The sequence below is a fragment of the Wolbachia endosymbiont of Dactylopius coccus genome, from assembly GCF_977011065.1.
In genome coordinates this window covers 261,888-280,663 of sequence record NZ_OZ347065.1, presented here as the reverse complement: position 1 = coordinate 280,663, position 18,776 = coordinate 261,888, and the positions used below count along the sequence as shown (strand labels likewise).

Genomic DNA, 18,776 nt, shown 5'->3' with positions numbered 1-18,776 from the left:
AAGATATTTTGTAAGATAAAATATGTTAAAATCAATTGCCTAAAAATGATAATGAACATTCGGAGTATTTCTAATGTATGAAAAGTAATCTCTCTTTTATAAAAAACGTTGCTTTAAATTGTATGTCTAAGCTCATTGGCGTATTAAATATTAAGAAAGTAAAACACTTCATTGTGAATAAATATAATACTCTTCATAAAGAAATGACAGTGCTTCTTAAAAAATCTAAGAACCTGTTAAATACCAACATTGAAATCGGTTTATATCACTTTTATAAAGGTAGCATATCAGATGCAAAGTTACGATTTTGGTTAATTAGCATATTTTACCCCCATTTACCCATAGTCTGGTATAACATTGGAAGGTGTCATTTTGCGGTAGGGAATACTAACAAAGCTTATAATTATTTAACACAGACACTAAAATTAGATAGTGATCACGAAGAGGCATCTTACTATATAAAAAAAATGACAAACTCAGCGCCTATTACAGAATTGCCAAAAAACCTCATAAGACAATATTTTGATTACACAGGTGAATATTTTGTTGAGCATTGGTTGATTGCTAAACAGTATAGAGGGCATGAACTTGTACACATGATAATTACAAAAATCTTCGACAACTCCACTTCTGAGCTCAATATACTTGACCTTGGTTGTGGGACTGGAATATGTGGTCATTTCTTGAAAATAAATAGTACTGGAAGCCACATAACAGGAATTGACATTTCAAGTAGAATGCTAAATATCGCAAGAGGATGCTTTATAAAAGGTAATCCTGTTTACAATGAATTAATACATATGGAAATGAAAGAGTTTCTTAAACAAGAGAAAAACCAGCAGTATGATGTAATTATCTTTGCTGAAGTGCTACATTATCTACATGACTTTCAAGAAGAATTGGAATTAGCAAAAAGATCTACGAGCAAAAAAGGGGTTATTGTATGTTTAATAAGAAGAAAGGAAGGTGAAGGTATTGACTTTGTAAACAAAGGAGACTATTTTCGTCACTCAGAAAGTTATGTTCAACATGTTGCAAAAAAAATAAATATGCAGATAAGTTATATGAGTTACTGTAAAATATATGGCAGTCAGGTTGACGGTATCTTGTTTGCACTACAGCATCAACAAGAAAATCCGAAAAAACTAACTTAAAAATCGCTCAAAGTGGCTTTTAAGTATCTATATATAATAAAAGAATAAAAGGAATTTTATGAATAACATTACTATTAATTACGCAAAGGATAGCAAATTAACCGGTTTTGGAAAAGCAGTTCTATCAGACAGGTATTTAATAGAAAATGAAAGTTACCAAGACCTCTTTGCACGTATTGCTAATTACTATTCTGATAACAAAGAACATGCGCAGCGTCTTTATGACTACATGAGCAACTTATGGTTCATGCCTTCAACACCAATACTCAGCAATGGTGGCACCAAGAGAGGTTTGCCTATCTCTTGCTTTCTTAATGAAACCGAAGACAGCTTGCAGGGAATAGTTGACTTATGGAATGAAAATGTTTGGCTTGCTGCACGTGGAGGAGGCATAGGTAGTTATTGGGGAAATTTACGTTCAATTGGTGAAAGTGTAAAAGGTAGTGGTAAAACATCAGGAATTGTACCATTTATTGTGGTACAAAATGCTCTAACGCTTGCAATTAGTCAGGGATCCTTAAGGCGAGGAAGTTCAGCAGTTTATCTTCCTGTATCTCATCCGGAGATAGAAGAGTTTCTGGATTTGCGTAAGCCAACAGGCGGTGACCCAAATCGTAAAGCGTTAAATATACATCATGCTGTAATAGTAACAGATAAATTTATGCAGGCTGTTGAGAATGATCAAGAATGGAATTTAATAAGCCCTCACAACAACAAGGTTATTTCAACTGTAAAAGCGCGGGATATATGGATCAAAATATTAACAGCAAGAGTTGAAACTGGAGAACCTTACATTATTTTCCTTGATGCAACAAATAACAATAAGCCAGAATCTTACAAAAAGCTCAACTTAGACATCAAGATGTCAAATCTATGCAGTGAAATAACTTTAACCACAGGTTATGATCACCTGAATAAGTCACGCACTGCTGTGTGTTGTCTATCATCCGTAAACCTTGAGTACTACGAAGAATGGCAAGACAATAAACTCTTCATAGAAGATATAATGCGCTTTCTTGATAATGTATTGGAAGATTTCATAAATAAAGCACCGAATGAAATGCAGCGAGCAAAATATTCTGCAATAAGAGAACGCAGTATTGGTCTTGGTGTGATGGGCTTTCATTCATTTTTACAAAGCAAAATGGTTCCTTTTGAATCAGTAACAGCACAACAATGGAATAAAAAAATATTTAAGTATTTACGCGAGCAAGCAGATATAGTTTCTAAAAAATTAGCAGAAGAAAAGGGAGCATGTCCTGATGCCAAAGAAGTTGATCTAATGGAAAGGTTTACACACAAGCTCGCTATTGCTCCTACTGCTTCGATCTCCATTATTGCAGGTAATACCTCTCCTGGAATAGAACCATATGCAGCAAACGTATTCATACAAAAGACACTTACAGGCTCATTTGTAGTGCGAAATAAATTCTTGCAAAAACTATTAGCAGAAAAAAATCAAGACAATGATAAAATATGGTCTTCAATTTCAACAAACGAGGGTTCCGTTCAGCATTTAAATTTTCTTAGTGAGTATGAAAAACTGACATTTAAAACAGCGTACGAGCTTGACCAAAGATGGATTATAGAACATGCAAGCGATAGAACTTCGTATATTTGTCAGTCTCAATCAGTAAATCTGTTCTTACCTGCCAACGTACATAAACGTTACTTGCACAAAATACACATGCTTGCTTGGAAAAAAGGATTGAAGAGCTTATATTACTGCAGATCACAATCAATGCAGAGAGCCGATAAGGTCTCGCATGACATATTCAAAAAAAGTGAAATATTGCAACAAAAAACAGATATTGACTACGATGAATGTTTGTCATGTCAATAGTGACCTTACCCAGAAAAAGTGGAGAGAAAGTTAAGACGTTTTTGGAGTAAAATAAAACGTTTTTTCAAAATATGGCAAATAGAATAGAAACAAAAACTTACTTGACAAACTCCACCAGCCTCCTTATCATGAAAGTGAAGCTATTTTATTTAACTTCGCAATCTCTGCAGCAGATTAAAATGACAAGAAAACTTGTATTTGGCGTACTATTGTTTAATTTTTTGCACTATGTGCACCGTATGTCTTTATAAAATTTCTAGGTTTTTACCTACATAAGCTGAAACGCGCTTATAAAGCGTTCAAGACATCACCCAACGTCAAATTTTAAAATAGAGAGTGTAATAACTAGCTACCACGGGTTTTCTATGCCTTTTTTTTCTGCCTAGTAAATTTCTTAAATATTAAAGCTAAGGTTAGTTGCCGTTTAAAAGCAGCTAAATTGCAGCGTTTAAGACTTAAAAAACGCCAATACTGAAAATAGACAATGACTAGGGCTTCTTTTGCCTTTTTTTCGTTTGGTAAATTTCTTAAATATTTATGGCTAAAGTAATTTAGGCCTACCGACAACCGTCATCCCGCTACGTGTTAGCGGGATCTAGAGATACCGTTACGGTATGACGCTTACTATTACCCACAAATATAAATGTTTGTTGCATAGCTCTTAATGGCATAACTTTTGCTTGAAATAACTGTTTATATGGTGCAATTTACAGCTTTTAGTTGCTAAAATTATAACTCTTAGTTTAATAATTTTAATCCAATAAGCTTTCAGGTTAATAAAATTAAATTATTTGAGTAAATACAATACTATGTTTTTATTTATGGGTAATAGTAAGGGTATGACGAGGGAGAACAGTTGCTACTTGTTAACGGCTAAGAGATACCGCGGCGGTATGACGTAGAGTGCTTAGAAGCAGTTATTTTGCTATAAATAGCTGTAATGGCATCATCTATTTTATTGCTATCACAGCCTGTTTGTGCAAGTTCAGCATTCCCACCACAGTTCTTTTCAACTGCTATTGATATTAGTTCTTTTGCGCTAATCTTATTGATTAAGTCTTTACTTACTTTAATAATCAAAACTGTTTTATCTTTTTCTGTTGCCGTGAAAGCTATTACCATTTTTGGTTTTTGTTGCTGCAAAATAAACTCTCTTATTACATTTGCTGGAATATCAGTGAAAGTGTGGCTTATAAAATTTATCCCATTTATTTCAGTGCTTTTTATATTCTCTGCACTCACAAGCTTTTTATATAGGTTTCTTATTTTGGTTTCGGATTTTTTGTATTCTTGACTTAAAACACTTAATCTGCTTGTTATTTCACTTACTGGCACTTTTACGAATTCTGCAACTTTTTTTAAGTTAATTTCATTATCACGTACATAATTGATTGCTTCCTGACCAGTTAAAGCTTCAATTCTCCTCACTCCAAAAGCAACAGAACTCTCTGTTACTATCTTAAACAAACCAATTTCTCCAGTATGTTCAACGTGCGTGCCACCACATAGCTCTTTCGAATCTCCAATATTTACAACTCTAACCTGATCACCATATTTTTCACCAAACAACGCCATGGCTCCTTCGTCTATTGCCTGATTCATGCTTTGAATTTTTGTAGATGCAGAAAGATTTTCTCTGATTAGAGAGTTTACCATATCCTCTACCCAGAATAACTGATCTTGAGTCACTTGAGTGTTATGGCTGAAGTCGAATCTCAGTCTATCTGGTGCAACTAGGGAACCTTTTTGAGTGACATGATCACCCAAGATTTTCCTCAATGCAAAGTGCAGAAGATGCGTAGCCGAATGATTTCTTCTTAAGGTTTGCCTTCTTTCCTTGTCGATGCTTGCTGTAACTACATCACCTTTACAAATTGAGCCGAATTTAACTATGCATCTGTGCAAATATAGGTCATTAACCTTATGGGTATTCTCGACTATAATAATACTTCTACCAGGTTTGATCAGACTGCCAGTATCCCCCACCTGTCCACCTGACTCGCCATAAAAAGGTGTTTTATCAAGTATAATGATTATCTTTTCTCCCTCCTTTGCAGAATCAATTACTTCATTTTTAGAGGAAACTATAGCTAGTATTTTCGCATCACTTATTTCATTGAACTCATAACCAACAAATTTTGTTTTGCCAAATTTATTGATCAAATCAAACCATACTTGCTCAACAGATTTTTCACCAGATCCAGCCCATTTAGCACGTGCTCTCTCTTTTTGTTCTCCCATTGCATTATCAAAACCCTTCTGGTCAAAATTTATTTTTTTCTCTTTTAAAACATCAAGTGTAATATCCAAAGGAAACCCATAGGTGTCATATAGCTTAAATGCTGATTCTCCAGGCAAAGTATCGCCCGATTTTAAATCTGTAGTGAATTTCTCCAGAAGATTGATACCTTTCATCAAAGTGTCTTTAAAGTTTTCTTCCTCTGATTTTAACGTCGTTTCTATCAAGCTTTTGGCTCTGACTAATTCAGGATAAACATCTCCCATATAAGCCGAACTCGTGCTATCTATCAGCGCAGGAAAAATGCGATGGAGTAGAGAATCATTATATCCAAGCAGGTGGATATAACGCGCGGCTCTCCTAATTAATCTGCGTAATACGTAATTCCTGCCCTCATTTCCAGGAAGCACTCCTTCTGCAATGAGAAATGCAGCCGCGCGAAGATGATCTGCTACGATCTTATGCGCTATTTTATTTTCCGTTCTTCCACAGTACTCTTGAGATTTATTGATCAGAGCAGAAAATAGATCAATATCATAGTTATCATGGACATTTTGCATTACAGTAGCTATTCTCTCAAGACCCATTCCAGTATCGATGCATTTTTTTGGCAATTTGTGCAAATTACCTTCTTCATCTTTGTTAAACTCCATGAATACCAGATTCCAGATTTCAACAATTCTATCGCCCTCTTGTAAATTAGGACTCCCATGGTCATAAAAAATTTCAGAACATGGACCGCACGGACCAGTGCTTCCCATACTCCAAAAGTTATCGTCCGTTGTAATTCTTATGATTTTATCACTTGAAAAGCCACTTATCTTACGCCAAATCTCGTACGCCTCATCATCAGTATGGTAGACGGTTATGGATAGTCTGTTTTTATCAAGAGATAACTCCTTAGTGATAAATTTCCACGCAAATTCTATCGCAGTTTCCTTAAAGTAATCACCAAAGCTAAAATTTCCGAGCATTTCAAAAAATGTGTGATGCCGAGTTGTATAGCCAACATTTTCAAGATCGTTGTGTTTACCGCCTGCTCTTAGGCACTTTTGACTTGAGACAGCACGTTTCATTTCAGTTTTTTGAGCACCAGTAAAAATATTTTTAAACTGCACCATACCAGCATTTGTAAACATAAGTGTTGGGTCATGTTCTGGAATCAAAGGAGAAGAAGAAACCTGTTCGTGGCCATTACTTATAAAAAATTTTATAAATCTTTCTCTGATTTCACTTAACTTCATTATTTTTATTGAGATTATTCATGAATAATAAGCTGCAATGGAAATAAAATCAATTACAATACCACCACTCTCTATAGCTAACTCAAGAAAGGTTTCCCTACGTCATACCGCCACGGTATCTCAGCATAGATTCCGCTAACGACTAGCGGAATGACGAATTTGTTGTTTTTCAAATTGTAGGTAAACCTAAGCCACTTTAGCTATAGATCTCAGAACTTCTAGTGACATGCACCTTGTGGTAAGAAAAAATCAATATATTCACGATAAATTTACCTCACATCTGTGTTTTATATGTGGAAATTAGAATGGAAATTTATGTAGGCAAAGAAAAAAGAATAGCAAATGTGGTAACTGAGCACTGGAGTGACATAAAAGGACCAGACAGAGATTGGCCAGAAAGGCACGAAATAGACACTGCAGAAATAATGGAGTCATGGCAGCATTGTTTTATCATTGAAGTCAAGGATCAAGGTTATATTTGTGAAAATGCAGGAGAAAAGGCTGTTGAATTCTATGGTTTTGAGAAAAAGACGCGCATTGATAATAAGTATGCAATTGATGCACCATTTTTGCGACTATATAAAATAGATGCAGTCATTGATAAACTTGATACTGTAATAGAAAGTAAATGCCCAATCAATGAAGAGGAAGAAAGTGAAGGTGTTAAAATGAGGCAAGTATTGTTGCCACTTGGGAATAAAGAAGGTATAACACACATATTGGGCGTAATTACTTTTAAACTCCTTTAATATACAATTTTAACTTGATTCTTTAATAAAATTATTTATACTAATGCTTAATTACTATTTAAAGAACTCAATAGTAGTGTTTGTAAATTTATTTGGAATATGAAGAGAATAAAATTAAAAACCAAATCTTCTGTTAAAAAGCGCTTTCACCTTACAGCTAAGGGTAAAGTCATTTCTACTCAGTCAGGCAAAAGGCATGGAATGGTAAAGAGAAGTAAATCTAATATTCGTAATCAGCGCGGTACAACGATTCTTGGTAAATCTGACTCGCGTATAGTTAAGCTTTATATGCCTTATGGTATTTAACAAAATGGAGGTAAAATAAAATGGCTCGGGTAAAACGTGGAGTCACTACTCACGCTCGTCATAAAAAAATATTAAAACTGGCAAAGGGTTATAGAGGACGTGCAAAAAGCTGTTATAGAATTGCATTACAAAGAGTTGAAAAAGCACTGCAATATGCTTACAGAGACAGAAGAACCCGTAAACGTGATTTCCGTAGCTTATGGATAATACGTATTAATGCAGCAGCAAGAGAGCATGGGCTTACTTATGGTAGGTTTATGCATGGTCTTACACTTGCCGGCATTGATTTAAATAGAAAAATTCTTGCTGAGATGGCCGTTAATTATAAGGATGATTTTGCCAAATTAGTAGAAGCTGTAAGTGGTAAACTAGCGGAGAATTCTTAAAGCAAAAACACCATGAGAATTATTTTCATGGGATCACCAGGATTTGCTGTTAATTCTCTGAGCTTGTTACTGAAATCAAAGAGCGAAGTGGTAGCAGTATACACTAAGGCTCCAAAACCTTCAGGACGTGGACAGAAGCCAACGAAATCTCCAGTACATGTTATCGCTGAAGAAAGTAACATAGAGGTATGTACTCCTATCTCTCTAAAGTCTTCGGCAGAGCAAGAAAAATTTAGAAATTTCAAACCAGACGTTGCAGTTGTTGCTGCGTATGGATTGATACTTCCAAGAGAAATTTTGAATATTCCCAAATATGGTTGTATTAATATTCACCCTTCATTACTACCAAGGTGGCGTGGTGCAGCTCCGATACAGCACACAATTTTAGCAGGAGATCAAGAAACCGGGGTTAGCATTATGCAATTGGATGAGGGATTAGATTCCGGCCCTATTTTAAAACAGGAAAAATTTCTTATCGAAAAGAACGATAATTACAAGACATTGCATGATAAATTATCTAAGCTAGGCAGTGATTTACTGCTGAAAGTGCTAAACGAAATTGAAAAACAGGTTCCCTTAAAACAGAACGATAATGATGCATTTTACGCTGACAAAGTGGAAGATTATAAAATTTATGCAAGTGATGCTTGTGAGGTTGCTTATAGAAAGGTTAAAGCGTTTTACCCAAAAGCGTTCATCAAGATAGAGAATAAACGTATCAGGATACTTGATGCTGACTTTGAAGCTCTCGCTTCAGAACAAGGTAAGATCATTAATGATAACATGCACATGAGTTTAAAAGGTGGCATTTTAATTCCTAAAGTTGTACAAATGGAAGGGAGAAATCCTTGCAGTATTGAAGATTTTATTCGTGGCTTAAAATCAAGTATGGTAAAAAAATTTATAGAATAAACTGCTTTGAAGGGAAGGTTAGGAGGGCTAAAGCAACTTCTACAATTTGGTATTCCGCTGCTTGTTAGCAGAACCTACAACAAGATACCGCGTTTTGGTGTACGAACATTGCAATTTGCAGGTAATTTGAGTAGTAGATGGTGTCATTCCAGTGCTTGACACTGGAATCCAGTTTCTATTGTACAGCCACCTGGTGTGCTCATTTAAAGTGAAGTTTTCTGGATCCCAGTGTCTGGGCACTGGGATGACATCTTTCTTGGTCTCTTGTATCACAATGTTCGTACAGTTGTGGATACCGCAGCGGTATGACGTAGTAGCTATATATAGACAAATTCCTTTTTCTTAGATATAATCTTAAAAAACTTTCCATATAAAAATGAAAATAAAAAGAGCTTTAATATCGGTATATGATAAAACGAATATAACTGATCTTGCATCGTTTTTAATGCAGCAACAAACAGAAATTCTCTCAACGGGAAATACTTATAAAGCACTATCTGATGCCGGAATAAAAACACAAGAGGTCTCAGATTACACACAATTTCCAGAGATACTAGGTGGTAGAGTGAAAACTTTACACCCTAAAATTCATGGAGGAATACTTTGCAATAGAGAAAAGCACAAAACGGAAATGCAAAATCTAGGTGTTGAGCCAATAGACCTGCTTATAACTAACCTATACCCATTTTGGGAGACAGTAAATAGCGGCTCAAATGAAGAGCAAATTATAGAACAAATTGATATCGGCGGAGTGGCGTTAATTAGAGCTGCAGCAAAAAACTTTCGTTTTACTTCAGTTATTTCTAGCATTCAAGACTACGAAGCACTAAAAGCTGAGATGATAAAAAATAACAATGAAACAACATTGGAATACAGAAAATATTTAGCAACCAAAGCATTTGCTCTTACTGCACACTACGATTCTAATATTCACAGTTGGTTTTTATCCCAGAGTAAAAATAATGAGTTGCCAGAGTTTTTTGCACTATATGGACATAAAGCACAAGAACTCAGGTATGGTGAAAATCCCCATCAAAAAGCTGCATTTTATAGCAATCAATTTACCAAATATCCGTTGGAAAAAATACATGGAAAAGAGCTGAGTTATAATAATATAGTAGATATAGAATCTGCACTTAACATAATTTCTGAATTTGAAGAACCTGCAGCAGTGATAATAAAGCACAATAACCCGTGTGGCGCTGCTGTTGGTGATAATGCTTTGGAGGCATATGAAAAGGCTCTATCGTGTGATGAAATAAGCAGTTTTGGTGGTATAGTTGCCTTAAATCGGGAGATAGATTTAAAGCTAGCAGAAAAATTAAACGAGATATTTTTAGAAGTTGTGATAGCACCATCGGTAAACAATGAGGCACTAAAAATTTTACAAAGAAAGAAAAATTTAAGAGTGATTATTCATAAATCTTTTCAACAAAATGTGAAATACCAAATTAAAAATGTTGTTGGTGGGTTTTTGGTGCAAGAAAATAATAACCATACAATAAAAGCAGAAGAAATGAGCCGAGTAACAGAATGTACTACAACAGAAAAAGAAAAGGAAGATCTTATTTTTGCCTGGAAAATATGTAAACATGTGAAATCCAACGCAATAGTTATAGCAAAAGATGGTTGTGCTATTGGCATCGGTGCAGGGCAAACAAGCAGAATAGATAGTGTGAACATTGCAGTGAAAAAAGCAGGTGAAGAGTGCAAAGGTGCGGTGCTTGCTTCAGATGCATTTTTCCCATTCCCAGATAGCATAGTAGAAAGCACAAAACATGGGATTACAGCTATAATTCAGCCCGGCGGCTCGCTGAAAGATCAAGATGTGATAAAAGCTGCAAATGAAAATAAAATTGCTATGTTTTTCACTGGCGTTCGCAGTTTTTTCCATTAGGCTTTGTGTCTTATGGCTAGAGATTTTTCCATATCATACCACCATAACTGTACGGACATTGTGATTTGAGTCCACAAGGGAGGATGTCATTCAAGTAGCCTCCTTCCCCTGTCATCCCAGTGCCCCTATGATGTCATCCAAGTAGCTGACTACTTGGATCCAGGAAAAAGAATGGTGTCATCCGAGTAGCCCCTTTTTTGTCATCCCAGTGCCCTGACTACTTGGATCCAGGAAACTTAGTTGCAAGTAATGCATTGGGTTTGGTGAGTATGGGTTTTGCGTTATAGAATGAAGCACTTTTGGTGAATTTATAAAGAAAGCTGGATCCCAGTGTCAGCTACTCGGATGACACCCTACTAGCAGAAGTTACTCTCAAATGTTTGTTCATGTTAGCTATAAACATTAAGAAATTTACCAAACGAAAAAAAGGCAAAAGAAGCCCCGTTGGTGACTAGTTATTTATATGTACTTCAAAATATTGGCGTTTTTTATTCTAAACGCTACGATTCAGCCGCTTTTAAATGCAACTAACCTAAATTATAAACGTTAAGAAATTTACTGAGCGGAAAAAAAGGCAAAGAAAACCCGTGGTAGCTAGTTATTACACTCTCTATTTTAAAATTTGACGTTGGGTGATGTCTTAAACGCTTTATAAGCGCGTTTCAGCTTATATAGGTAGAAACCTAGAAGTTTTATAAAGACATGAGGTGCACATAGTGCAAAAAATTAAGCATGATTTACGCCAAATACATTAAGTTTTTTTGTCATTAATCCACTGCAGAGATTGCGAAGGTAAATAAATAGCTTCACTTTCATGATAAGGGGGCTGGTGGAGTTTGTCAAGGAATTTTCTTATTTCATTTAAATTGCTTGTAACCTTCTTATACACTCGTCCTTACCAAGAATCACCATGATATCGATGATTCCAGGTGCATCCATTACTCCAGTTATAGGGGCGCGTAATGAGTGATATACACCGCTTATTTTCATATCATGTGATTTTGCACATTCCTTGATCTGAGAAGATAAAAAACCCTTATTCCAATTTTCATCACCGATATTCGAGAGAAATGACGCAAGTAACTTGATTATATCGAGGTTAGATTTAACGATTTGCTCAGCCTCTTCACTTAAATCAAGTGGCGGATCTTGAATATAAAATTTTGCTAAATCCAACAATTCGGTCAGGTAGTTTGCTCTTTTTTTCAGTTCTGTCAGTCCCTGCAGTAAATAGTCTTTTTTTTTGTCAGTTAGAGTATTTTCTCTAAGCATTAGAGTCAGAATATCTTCATTGCTCATATTACTAATATAGTGGTTATTCAAATGCTCCAGTTTTTTGAAATCGAGCCGTGCAGGTGAACGACCAATACTTTCTAAATTAAACCACTCTATTGCTTGTTCATCGCTAATAATCTCATCGTTACCGTGACTCCAGCCAAGTCTCAGCAAGTAATTACGCATCGCTTTCGGCAATATTCCCATCTTTTCATAATCGCAAACGCTTGTGGCACCATGCCTTTTAGACAGCTTATTTCCATCTTCTCCATGGATAAGCGGCACATGCGCAAAGCGTGGAATGTCAAAATCAAGAGCCTGGTATATTAGCAATTGCTTAAAAGTATTAGTAAGATGGTCAGAGCCACGTACTACATCAGTTATTCCAGCATCATGATCGTCAACCACTACGGCAAAAATATATGTTGGAGTGTTATCAGAGCGTAAGATCACTATATCATCAAGCTGCTCGCTACTTACTTTGATTTGGCCATATATTTTATCATCAACAACGATCTCTTGCGAGTCTGGCACTTTGAAACGGATAACTGACCTCACACCCGATGTCATTCCAGCGCGTGACCACATATTTTTTTCTGGATCCCAGTGTCGAGCACTGGGATGACAAGAAAGAGCACTGGGATGACAAGAAGGAGGTTTTGTAGTACATTTATGCTTGTATATCTTGCCCTCTTCTCTTGCTTTTGCCTTCTTTTCTGCAACTTCATCTTCAGGGCAGTAACAGTGATACGCCCTACCCTTTTCAACTAAAAGGTTTGCTACTTCTTTATGCCGCTCTATTCTTTTTGACTGATATACTATTTCTCCATCATAGCTCACACCGAGCCATTTTAGCCCTTCTATAATTGCATCAATTGCTTCCTGTGTTGAACGTTTTCTATCGGTGTCCTCAATCCTTAGCAAAAATTTTCCGCCATGACGTTTCGCATAGAGCCAATTAAATAACGCAGTACGAGCTCCTCCAATGTGCAAAAATCCTGTTGGTGATGGAGCAAATCTCGTGACTATACCTGGCATATTTGTCTGTTACAGTAAAGTATAGGCTATGATACCCAAAATCCACGTTTGTAACAATGTAGAATTTATTTATTCTAAGAGATAAAATTATACTTGTTTTTCACAAATTATGCTGTATAATTTATTATTAGTTAAGTAGTAGGTGTATATTATGTGTGAAAATTTTAAAAATCTGGTCAGTGCAATTAAAGGAGGCAATTATAAGGAAGTGGAAGCCGCTCTGAGTCCCAGGCACGAAACCCTCAATAGTTAACTTAAAAGACGAAGATGGAAGAACTCCTCTTCATATTGCTTTAGAACAGCCAGGACTTGATTCTAATATCATTAAATTATTATTAGAACACTTAGGTAAAGACTTAGATATTGAATATACCTCGGTACAAGGAAGCAATTATCTTCATATAGCTGCGAAGGCAAGAAGCATTGATGCTTTTTTATTTGTCTATAAAAAAAGTATTGAGAGTGATGTTTATCTTTTAGAGTACAATGAAGATCATGAAAATCCACTTCATCTAGCAGCGAAGACGGGGATCTTACCAAGTGTAGTAAAAGGAATATTTGAGCATTTGGATTCTTCGGAAAAAGTAACAAAAGAAAAATTAGAAGATTTCAAAAGCTATGTTAAAGAGGCATTGTGCAATAGATGTGCGCTAGATAAATCTAAAAGAACTCCTCTTGATTGGGTTAGTAAAACAGTTAGAAAGAAGATAAAAGAAACTGCAGGTATAAAAGACAGCTTCATATGTAATCAGAAGTTTCGCCTGTGCTTATATATAGTAGGAGCTATAGCGTGTATTGCTGCTTTGTGCCTTTCTTTATACTTTTTATTTTTAGTTTCTCAGTCTCTTGCATTGGCTTCGATGGCTGGAATAATTTCTGGTGGGGCTGCGTATCTGTCAGCTAAAGTATTTGGTGAGATACACGATTTACATGACGTAAGCACTCCAATGGAGGTTGTTAGTACTGATAGCCTTTTCAGCAACAAGGAAATAGGGGGTTCTGTTTTATGAAGATAGAAATCACTTGCAGGCAGTGATATAGAAATTTACTTTCTTAACTGAAGAAAGTATACTGATACGATGACGAAAAAGAAGTACAGTAAGATTTTAATAGCAAACAGAGGGGAGATTGCCTGCAGGATTATCAGGACTGCTCGTAGGATGGGTATATCTTGTGTGTGTGTGTATTCGGATGCAGATACTCATTCTGTGCATGTAAGACAAGCAGATGAGTCAAGATATATCGGCCCTTCGCCATCTTGCCTCAGTTATTTAAACATTGAAAAAATATGTGAAGTAGCAGTTGAAACAGGTGCGCAGGCAGTTCATCCTGGCTATGGTTTTTTAGCAGAAAATCCAGATTTTCCACGTGCTTTGCAAAAACACAATATAGATTTCATAGGTCCCAGTGCAGAAACAATAGAAGTTACAGCCAACAAAATAACAGCAAAAGAAGCGGCAAGAAAAGCTGGAGTGAATGTAGTGCCAGGATATATGGGTAAGATCAGCGATGCTGCCCACGCAGCTCAAGTTGCTGAAGAGGTCAGTTTTCCCGTTATGCTCAAAGCTGCATCAGGCGGTGGTGGCAAAGGAATGCGAATTGTAAATTCCAAAAAAGAAATTGAACTAGCGTTCACATCAGCAACAAATGAAGCAGAGAAAAGTTTTAAGGATGGCAGTATCTTTATAGAGAAATATATAGAACTACCAAGACATATTGAAATACAAATCATAGCAGATAAATATGGCAATATAGTGTGTCTTGGAGAAAGAGAATGCTCGATACAAAGGAATAACCAGAAAATAATAGAAGAAACGCCAAGTCCATTCATTAGTGAAGAAGTAAGACAAAAAATGTATGTCCAATGTGTTTCTCTAGCAAAGCAGGTTGGTTATTTTTCAGCAGGCACTGTTGAGTTTGTTGTAGATAAAGACCAAAACTTCTATTTTCTTGAGGTAAATACGAGATTACAAGTTGAGCATCCAGTAACAGAATTTATAACTGGAATAGACATAGTAGAAGAAATGATTAGAACTTCCTGTGGAGAAAAATTGAGATTCAATCAGGATGATATTAAACTTACTGGTTCTGCAATAGAAAGTAGAATTTGCGCTGAAGACCCATCGAAGAAATTTTTCCCTTCCAGCGGAAGAATAAAATATTACGATAAACCAGGTGGAAATGATTATGTAAGAATAGATGATGGAGTTGCTGCAGGTTCAGAAATTAGCACGTTCTATGACTCAATGATTGCAAAAGTTATAACATATGGAAAAGATAGAGTAGAAGCGATCAGCAGAATGCAAAAAGCATTGTCTGAATGCTATATAGAAGGAGTAACAAATAATATAGAATTTCTAGAATCTATCTTCCATCACCCAAATTTTATTGCAGCAAAGCTCCACACGAGATTCATTCCAGACCATTACTCTAGTGGGTTTCACGGCGATTTTGTTACAGAGGAGTATATTAAAATATTTATTTTCACTGCGTTATATGTTCATTTGGAAAATGAAGAAAGGTACCATCATAAAGCAGTGAATGAAACACCTCAGGTGTCATTCCAGTGCGTGACACTGGAATCTAGTAAAAAAGAAGGGGCACCAGTATCAGCTACTCGGATGGCAGGTGAACGTGCAAGAGATTTATTCATAGTGAATATAAATGACAATGAGTACTCCGTAAGTACAAGATATCAAGATAATATATTAACAACAGTATATAACCACAATACATACTCTGTAGTAGGCAAGTGGAAATCAAGTTATAGGTTGCTAAACATCACGATTAACGATGATACCGATATAACACTTAAAGTAGAAAAACAAGGCAGCAAATACTTCATAAGACATGCAGGCATGAAAGCTGAGTGTTGTATATTTAAGCCTCATGTAGCTGAATTAAGTAGGTTAATGCTAAATAATGAAACAGAAGGGATTTTAGTAGATGCTGTAAAATCCCCAATATCTGGCTTATTAGTTAAGTTGCAGGTAAATATAGGAGATCAGGTGGAAATAGGACAACCTTTATTTGTGGTGGAGGCAATGAAAATGGAAAATATCATATGTGCTGAAGCAGCAATAGTGATAAAAAATATTCTCGTTCAAGAAGGAAAAAATGTGCAGATTGGTGATGTAGTATTAGCTCTGCTTTCTTAAATAACACAAGAAGTATAAACTTGTCCCAAACAAGATAAATGAAAACACTTGATGAGCTATGGCAATGGCTATTGGTATGTGTAATAATAGAGTAACCACCCCTAAAATGATCTGAATGATAACGGAGAGCAGCATAATATATACCGGTTTTACGCTAGCATTTTTTACTGTGAGTATTACTACCAAAGCTAGTATTAGCAATGCCAGTGCTCGATGTATAAATTGCACTGTCGCTCTGTTCTCAAAGATATTCAGCCATATAGGGTGTAAGAAAAATAAATCTTCTGGAATAATGTGTCCGTCCATTAGTGGAAAGGTATTGTAAATCAAACCAGCATTTAATCCCGCAACAAACGCACCGAAAATTATTTGCACTACAATTAGGGCCAAAATCATCCCTGTGTAGTATATAGTGTCACTACTAATCTTAAGTTTAGTTTGCTTTGGCCTGATTTGGTAATCAAAAAATTGATATGACAATAATGCAAAGACAATTAATGCTAATAATAAGTGAAGTGCAAGCCTATAGTGGCTAACATGAGGTTCAGTTACTAAACCACTTTTAACCATATACCAACCAGCAAAAGCTTGTAAAGCTCCAAATAACAATGCTACAAATAGCCTTATTACTACCTTTTTAGATATTTTTCTTCTTAATGTAAAATATATAAATGGCAGGACAAAAACTAAACCTGTTAGTCTTGCAACCAATCTGTGTACATATTCTATTAAGTATATAGCCTGAAATTCCTCCATACTCATACCATAGTTAAATGCTTTATACTCAGGTGTAGTTTCATATTTTAATTTTTCTTGTAACCAATCTTGTCCACTCAGTGGTGGCAATGTTCCAGTGATGGGTTTCCACTCCGTGATTGACAATCCTGCTTTTGAAAGTCTGGTAAATCCACCAATCCCCACCATGAGAATTACCATAATACAGCAGAGAAAAAGCCAAATAGCTACAGGTTTTGATTGCCTTTGTTCCATAAACCATGCTGAGTTTTGTTCCATCGCTCAGGGTAAAGAATAAATTCCCACAAGGCAAGAAAAGCTGCAACACTATGTAGCAGACTATAGACCGGAAAAAATATCGATACTATATAAAAATAAAAAGGCATCTTTTGCTGTTTGACAGCTATTACCAAAAGAATCAGGTTAGTAACGTATACCACTACAAAGTAGTACAAAAATAATTCATTTAAAACTTTAGTTAATATCAATGAAAGCAGTAAAAATGGAGTAGTAAAAAATATAAAAGCTGCAGAGCCAACAAAAAGATTCAATAGCAAAATTCCCTTAAATCCAGTGTGTTTATAAAGAGACTTTATATTTTTTAAATGGACAATATAAGTTTGCATATAGCCTTTGATCCAACGCACTCTTTGCTTAATCCAAGCAAACACAGTAATTGGCGATTCTTCCAACGTTTCTGAGTCAATCATCCTGGTTTTATATCCCATTTGCGCAAGTCTCAAACCGAGGTCAGCGTCTTCAGTGACATTATAAGCATCCCAGAAAAACAATTTTTTTAGAATTTTTACTGAAAAATGATTACTGCTACCACCCAAAGGCATTGGCATGTTCATTTTTTGGAATCCAGGCAATAAGTATTGAAACCAGTTCATATACTCCAGAGAAAAGGATTTTGTGAGAAAATTATAATCACAATTATAGTAATTTAATTTCGCCTGTACACAGGCAAGCTTATCGTCGCCCTTATTAAATTCAATCAGTGCTTTTTTTAACTGCAATGGGTCTGGTTTATCGTCCGCATCATATATTACTGCATACTTTCCTCTAGCAAAGCTCATAGCATAATTGCATGACTTGGCTTTTGTTCTAGGCAAAGAATGAGGCACTTTTATTACTTCAAAATACTGTGGTAAAGTGTACTTTTCTATAGCTGCTAGCGTTTCCTGGTCTTCACTTTCTACCAGAAGCTTTACATCTAATTTCGACTTTGGATAATCCAAACTTTTAACGCTTTCAATTAATTGCCCTATTACTGCACTTTCTTCAAATACAGGCAGTAAAATAGTATATATAGGTTCATTCAGCTTACTATAATCCACTTTTTGGTTGGAGGTTTCACATAAGTTAAAAATTGTAGCTATAAACTTGAATAAATAATTAGAACATCCGATTATAAATATCAACATCAAAGCAAAATATGTATATTTCTCTGTTAGTGTTAAAATTGAAGTTACAATAAAGAAAGAAGCAAAAAATATTGAGCTTAGTTTAATGCTTTTAGCTGAAAAATTAGCATTCTTGTAATATAAGTAGTTGCTTGCAAATTCTGAAATACCAAAGTGCGAGTTAAGAAGATTTAAAATCTGTTCGCTATCCACTTTTATTAATACATAGTCAATACCGTAATGAGCTTCGACCCAACGGTTGATATCTCGGCTTGTGTCTTCAACCATAAAAAAAGTAGTATCATTTAATTTTTGCCAAGGAATCATATTAAATTTATAGTAAAAAAGTTTCTCTGGCTCTTTGCACAAACTAGAATCAAACTTAATTTTTTCTACATTATCAGCTTGAAGTATAGGTAATTGTTGCATTAAAC

At 35.5% G+C, this 18,776-nt stretch carries 13 protein-coding genes and 2 pseudogenes; 10 read left to right on the top strand and 5 right to left on the bottom strand.

Going from position 1 to position 18,776, the window contains the following annotated elements; all coding sequences use genetic code 11:
* The first annotated feature begins 77 nt into the window (after nucleotides 1–77).
* Both ACWHVF_RS01450 and ACWHVF_RS01445 read left to right on the top strand, forming a co-directional pair.
* The gene (locus ACWHVF_RS01450) at nucleotides 78–1,154 is read left to right on the top strand and encodes a methyltransferase domain-containing protein (RefSeq protein ID WP_064125557.1); all 1,077 of its coding nucleotides are present in this window, start codon (nucleotides 78–80) and stop codon (nucleotides 1,152–1,154) included.
* Between the two features lie 58 nt (nucleotides 1,155–1,212).
* Complete coding sequence (locus ACWHVF_RS01445) at nucleotides 1,213–2,997, top strand: ribonucleoside-diphosphate reductase subunit alpha (protein ID WP_447933095.1); 1,785 nt, start codon at nucleotides 1,213–1,215, stop codon at nucleotides 2,995–2,997.
* Nucleotides 2,998–3,870: 873 nt separating this feature from the next.
* On the opposite strand, the gene alaS is transcribed toward ACWHVF_RS01445, so the two are convergent.
* On the bottom strand, nucleotides 3,871–6,480 hold the full coding sequence (gene alaS / locus ACWHVF_RS01440) for an alanine--tRNA ligase (protein ID WP_064125366.1): 2,610 nt from the start codon (nucleotides 6,478–6,480) through the stop codon (nucleotides 3,871–3,873).
* 305 nt (nucleotides 6,481–6,785) lie between these two features.
* On the opposite strand from alaS, the gene ACWHVF_RS01435 reads away from it, so the two are divergent.
* From ACWHVF_RS01435 to fmt, 4 genes are all read left to right on the top strand, one after another.
* Nucleotides 6,786–7,229 carry a PAS domain-containing protein gene (locus ACWHVF_RS01435; RefSeq protein WP_064125367.1) on the top strand — a complete coding sequence of 148 codons (444 nt, stop codon included), beginning with the start codon at nucleotides 6,786–6,788 and terminating at the stop codon, nucleotides 7,227–7,229.
* Between the two features lie 99 nt (nucleotides 7,230–7,328).
* Complete coding sequence (gene rpmI / locus ACWHVF_RS01430; protein ID WP_064125368.1) at nucleotides 7,329–7,535, top strand: 50S ribosomal protein L35; 207 nt, start codon at nucleotides 7,329–7,331, stop codon at nucleotides 7,533–7,535.
* Nucleotides 7,536–7,555: 20 nt separating this feature from the next.
* Nucleotides 7,556–7,921, top strand: coding sequence for a 50S ribosomal protein L20 (rplT, locus tag ACWHVF_RS01425; RefSeq protein ID WP_064125369.1), 366 nt, complete (start codon nucleotides 7,556–7,558; stop codon nucleotides 7,919–7,921).
* Nucleotides 7,922–7,933: 12 nt separating this feature from the next.
* On the top strand, nucleotides 7,934–8,833 hold the full coding sequence (gene fmt / locus ACWHVF_RS01420; protein WP_064125370.1) for a methionyl-tRNA formyltransferase: 900 nt from the start codon (nucleotides 7,934–7,936) through the stop codon (nucleotides 8,831–8,833).
* An 87-nt stretch (nucleotides 8,834–8,920) separates the two neighbouring features.
* Here the strand turns inward: fmt and ACWHVF_RS01415 are convergent.
* Nucleotides 8,921–9,076: pseudogene (locus ACWHVF_RS01415) on the bottom strand (WPE palindromic element domain-containing protein); the annotation flags it as partial.
* A gap of 133 nt (nucleotides 9,077–9,209) precedes the next feature.
* Here ACWHVF_RS01415 and purH point away from each other — a divergent pair.
* Nucleotides 9,210–10,730 carry a bifunctional phosphoribosylaminoimidazolecarboxamide formyltransferase/IMP cyclohydrolase gene (purH, locus tag ACWHVF_RS01410; RefSeq protein WP_064125371.1) on the top strand — a complete coding sequence of 507 codons (1,521 nt, stop codon included), beginning with the start codon at nucleotides 9,210–9,212 and terminating at the stop codon, nucleotides 10,728–10,730.
* An 861-nt stretch (nucleotides 10,731–11,591) separates the two neighbouring features.
* On the opposite strand, the gene gltX is transcribed toward purH, so the two are convergent.
* Nucleotides 11,592–13,043: a glutamate--tRNA ligase gene (gltX, locus tag ACWHVF_RS01405; RefSeq protein ID WP_447933094.1), complete on the bottom strand. Its 1,452-nt coding sequence runs from the start codon at nucleotides 13,041–13,043 to the stop codon at nucleotides 11,592–11,594.
* Nucleotides 13,044–13,288: 245 nt separating this feature from the next.
* Between gltX and ACWHVF_RS01400 the strand changes: the two are divergent.
* The 3 genes and pseudogenes from ACWHVF_RS01400 to ACWHVF_RS01390 all read left to right on the top strand — a co-directional run.
* Nucleotides 13,289–13,489: pseudogene (locus ACWHVF_RS01400) on the top strand (ankyrin repeat domain-containing protein); the annotation flags it as partial.
* 120 nt (nucleotides 13,490–13,609) lie between these two features.
* Nucleotides 13,610–14,053: a hypothetical protein gene (locus ACWHVF_RS01395; protein ID WP_447933093.1), complete on the top strand. Its 444-nt coding sequence runs from the start codon at nucleotides 13,610–13,612 to the stop codon at nucleotides 14,051–14,053.
* Nucleotides 14,054–14,122: 69 nt separating this feature from the next.
* On the top strand, nucleotides 14,123–16,201 hold the full coding sequence (locus tag ACWHVF_RS01390) for an acetyl-CoA carboxylase biotin carboxylase subunit (protein ID WP_064125100.1): 2,079 nt from the start codon (nucleotides 14,123–14,125) through the stop codon (nucleotides 16,199–16,201).
* Here the strand turns inward: ACWHVF_RS01390 and ACWHVF_RS01385 are convergent.
* Together ACWHVF_RS01385 and ACWHVF_RS01380 are read right to left on the bottom strand one after the other, a co-directional pair.
* Nucleotides 16,184–17,215, bottom strand: a complete 1,032-nt coding sequence (locus ACWHVF_RS01385) for a COX15/CtaA family protein (RefSeq protein WP_064125099.1) — start codon at nucleotides 17,213–17,215, stop codon at nucleotides 16,184–16,186. The genes ACWHVF_RS01390 and ACWHVF_RS01385 overlap by 18 nt on opposite strands.
* Nucleotides 17,164–18,771: a glycosyltransferase family 2 protein gene (locus tag ACWHVF_RS01380; RefSeq protein ID WP_064125098.1), complete on the bottom strand. Its 1,608-nt coding sequence runs from the start codon at nucleotides 18,769–18,771 to the stop codon at nucleotides 17,164–17,166. The genes ACWHVF_RS01385 and ACWHVF_RS01380 overlap by 52 nt, the downstream gene beginning before the upstream one ends.
* Nucleotides 18,772–18,776: the final 5 nt, after the last annotated feature.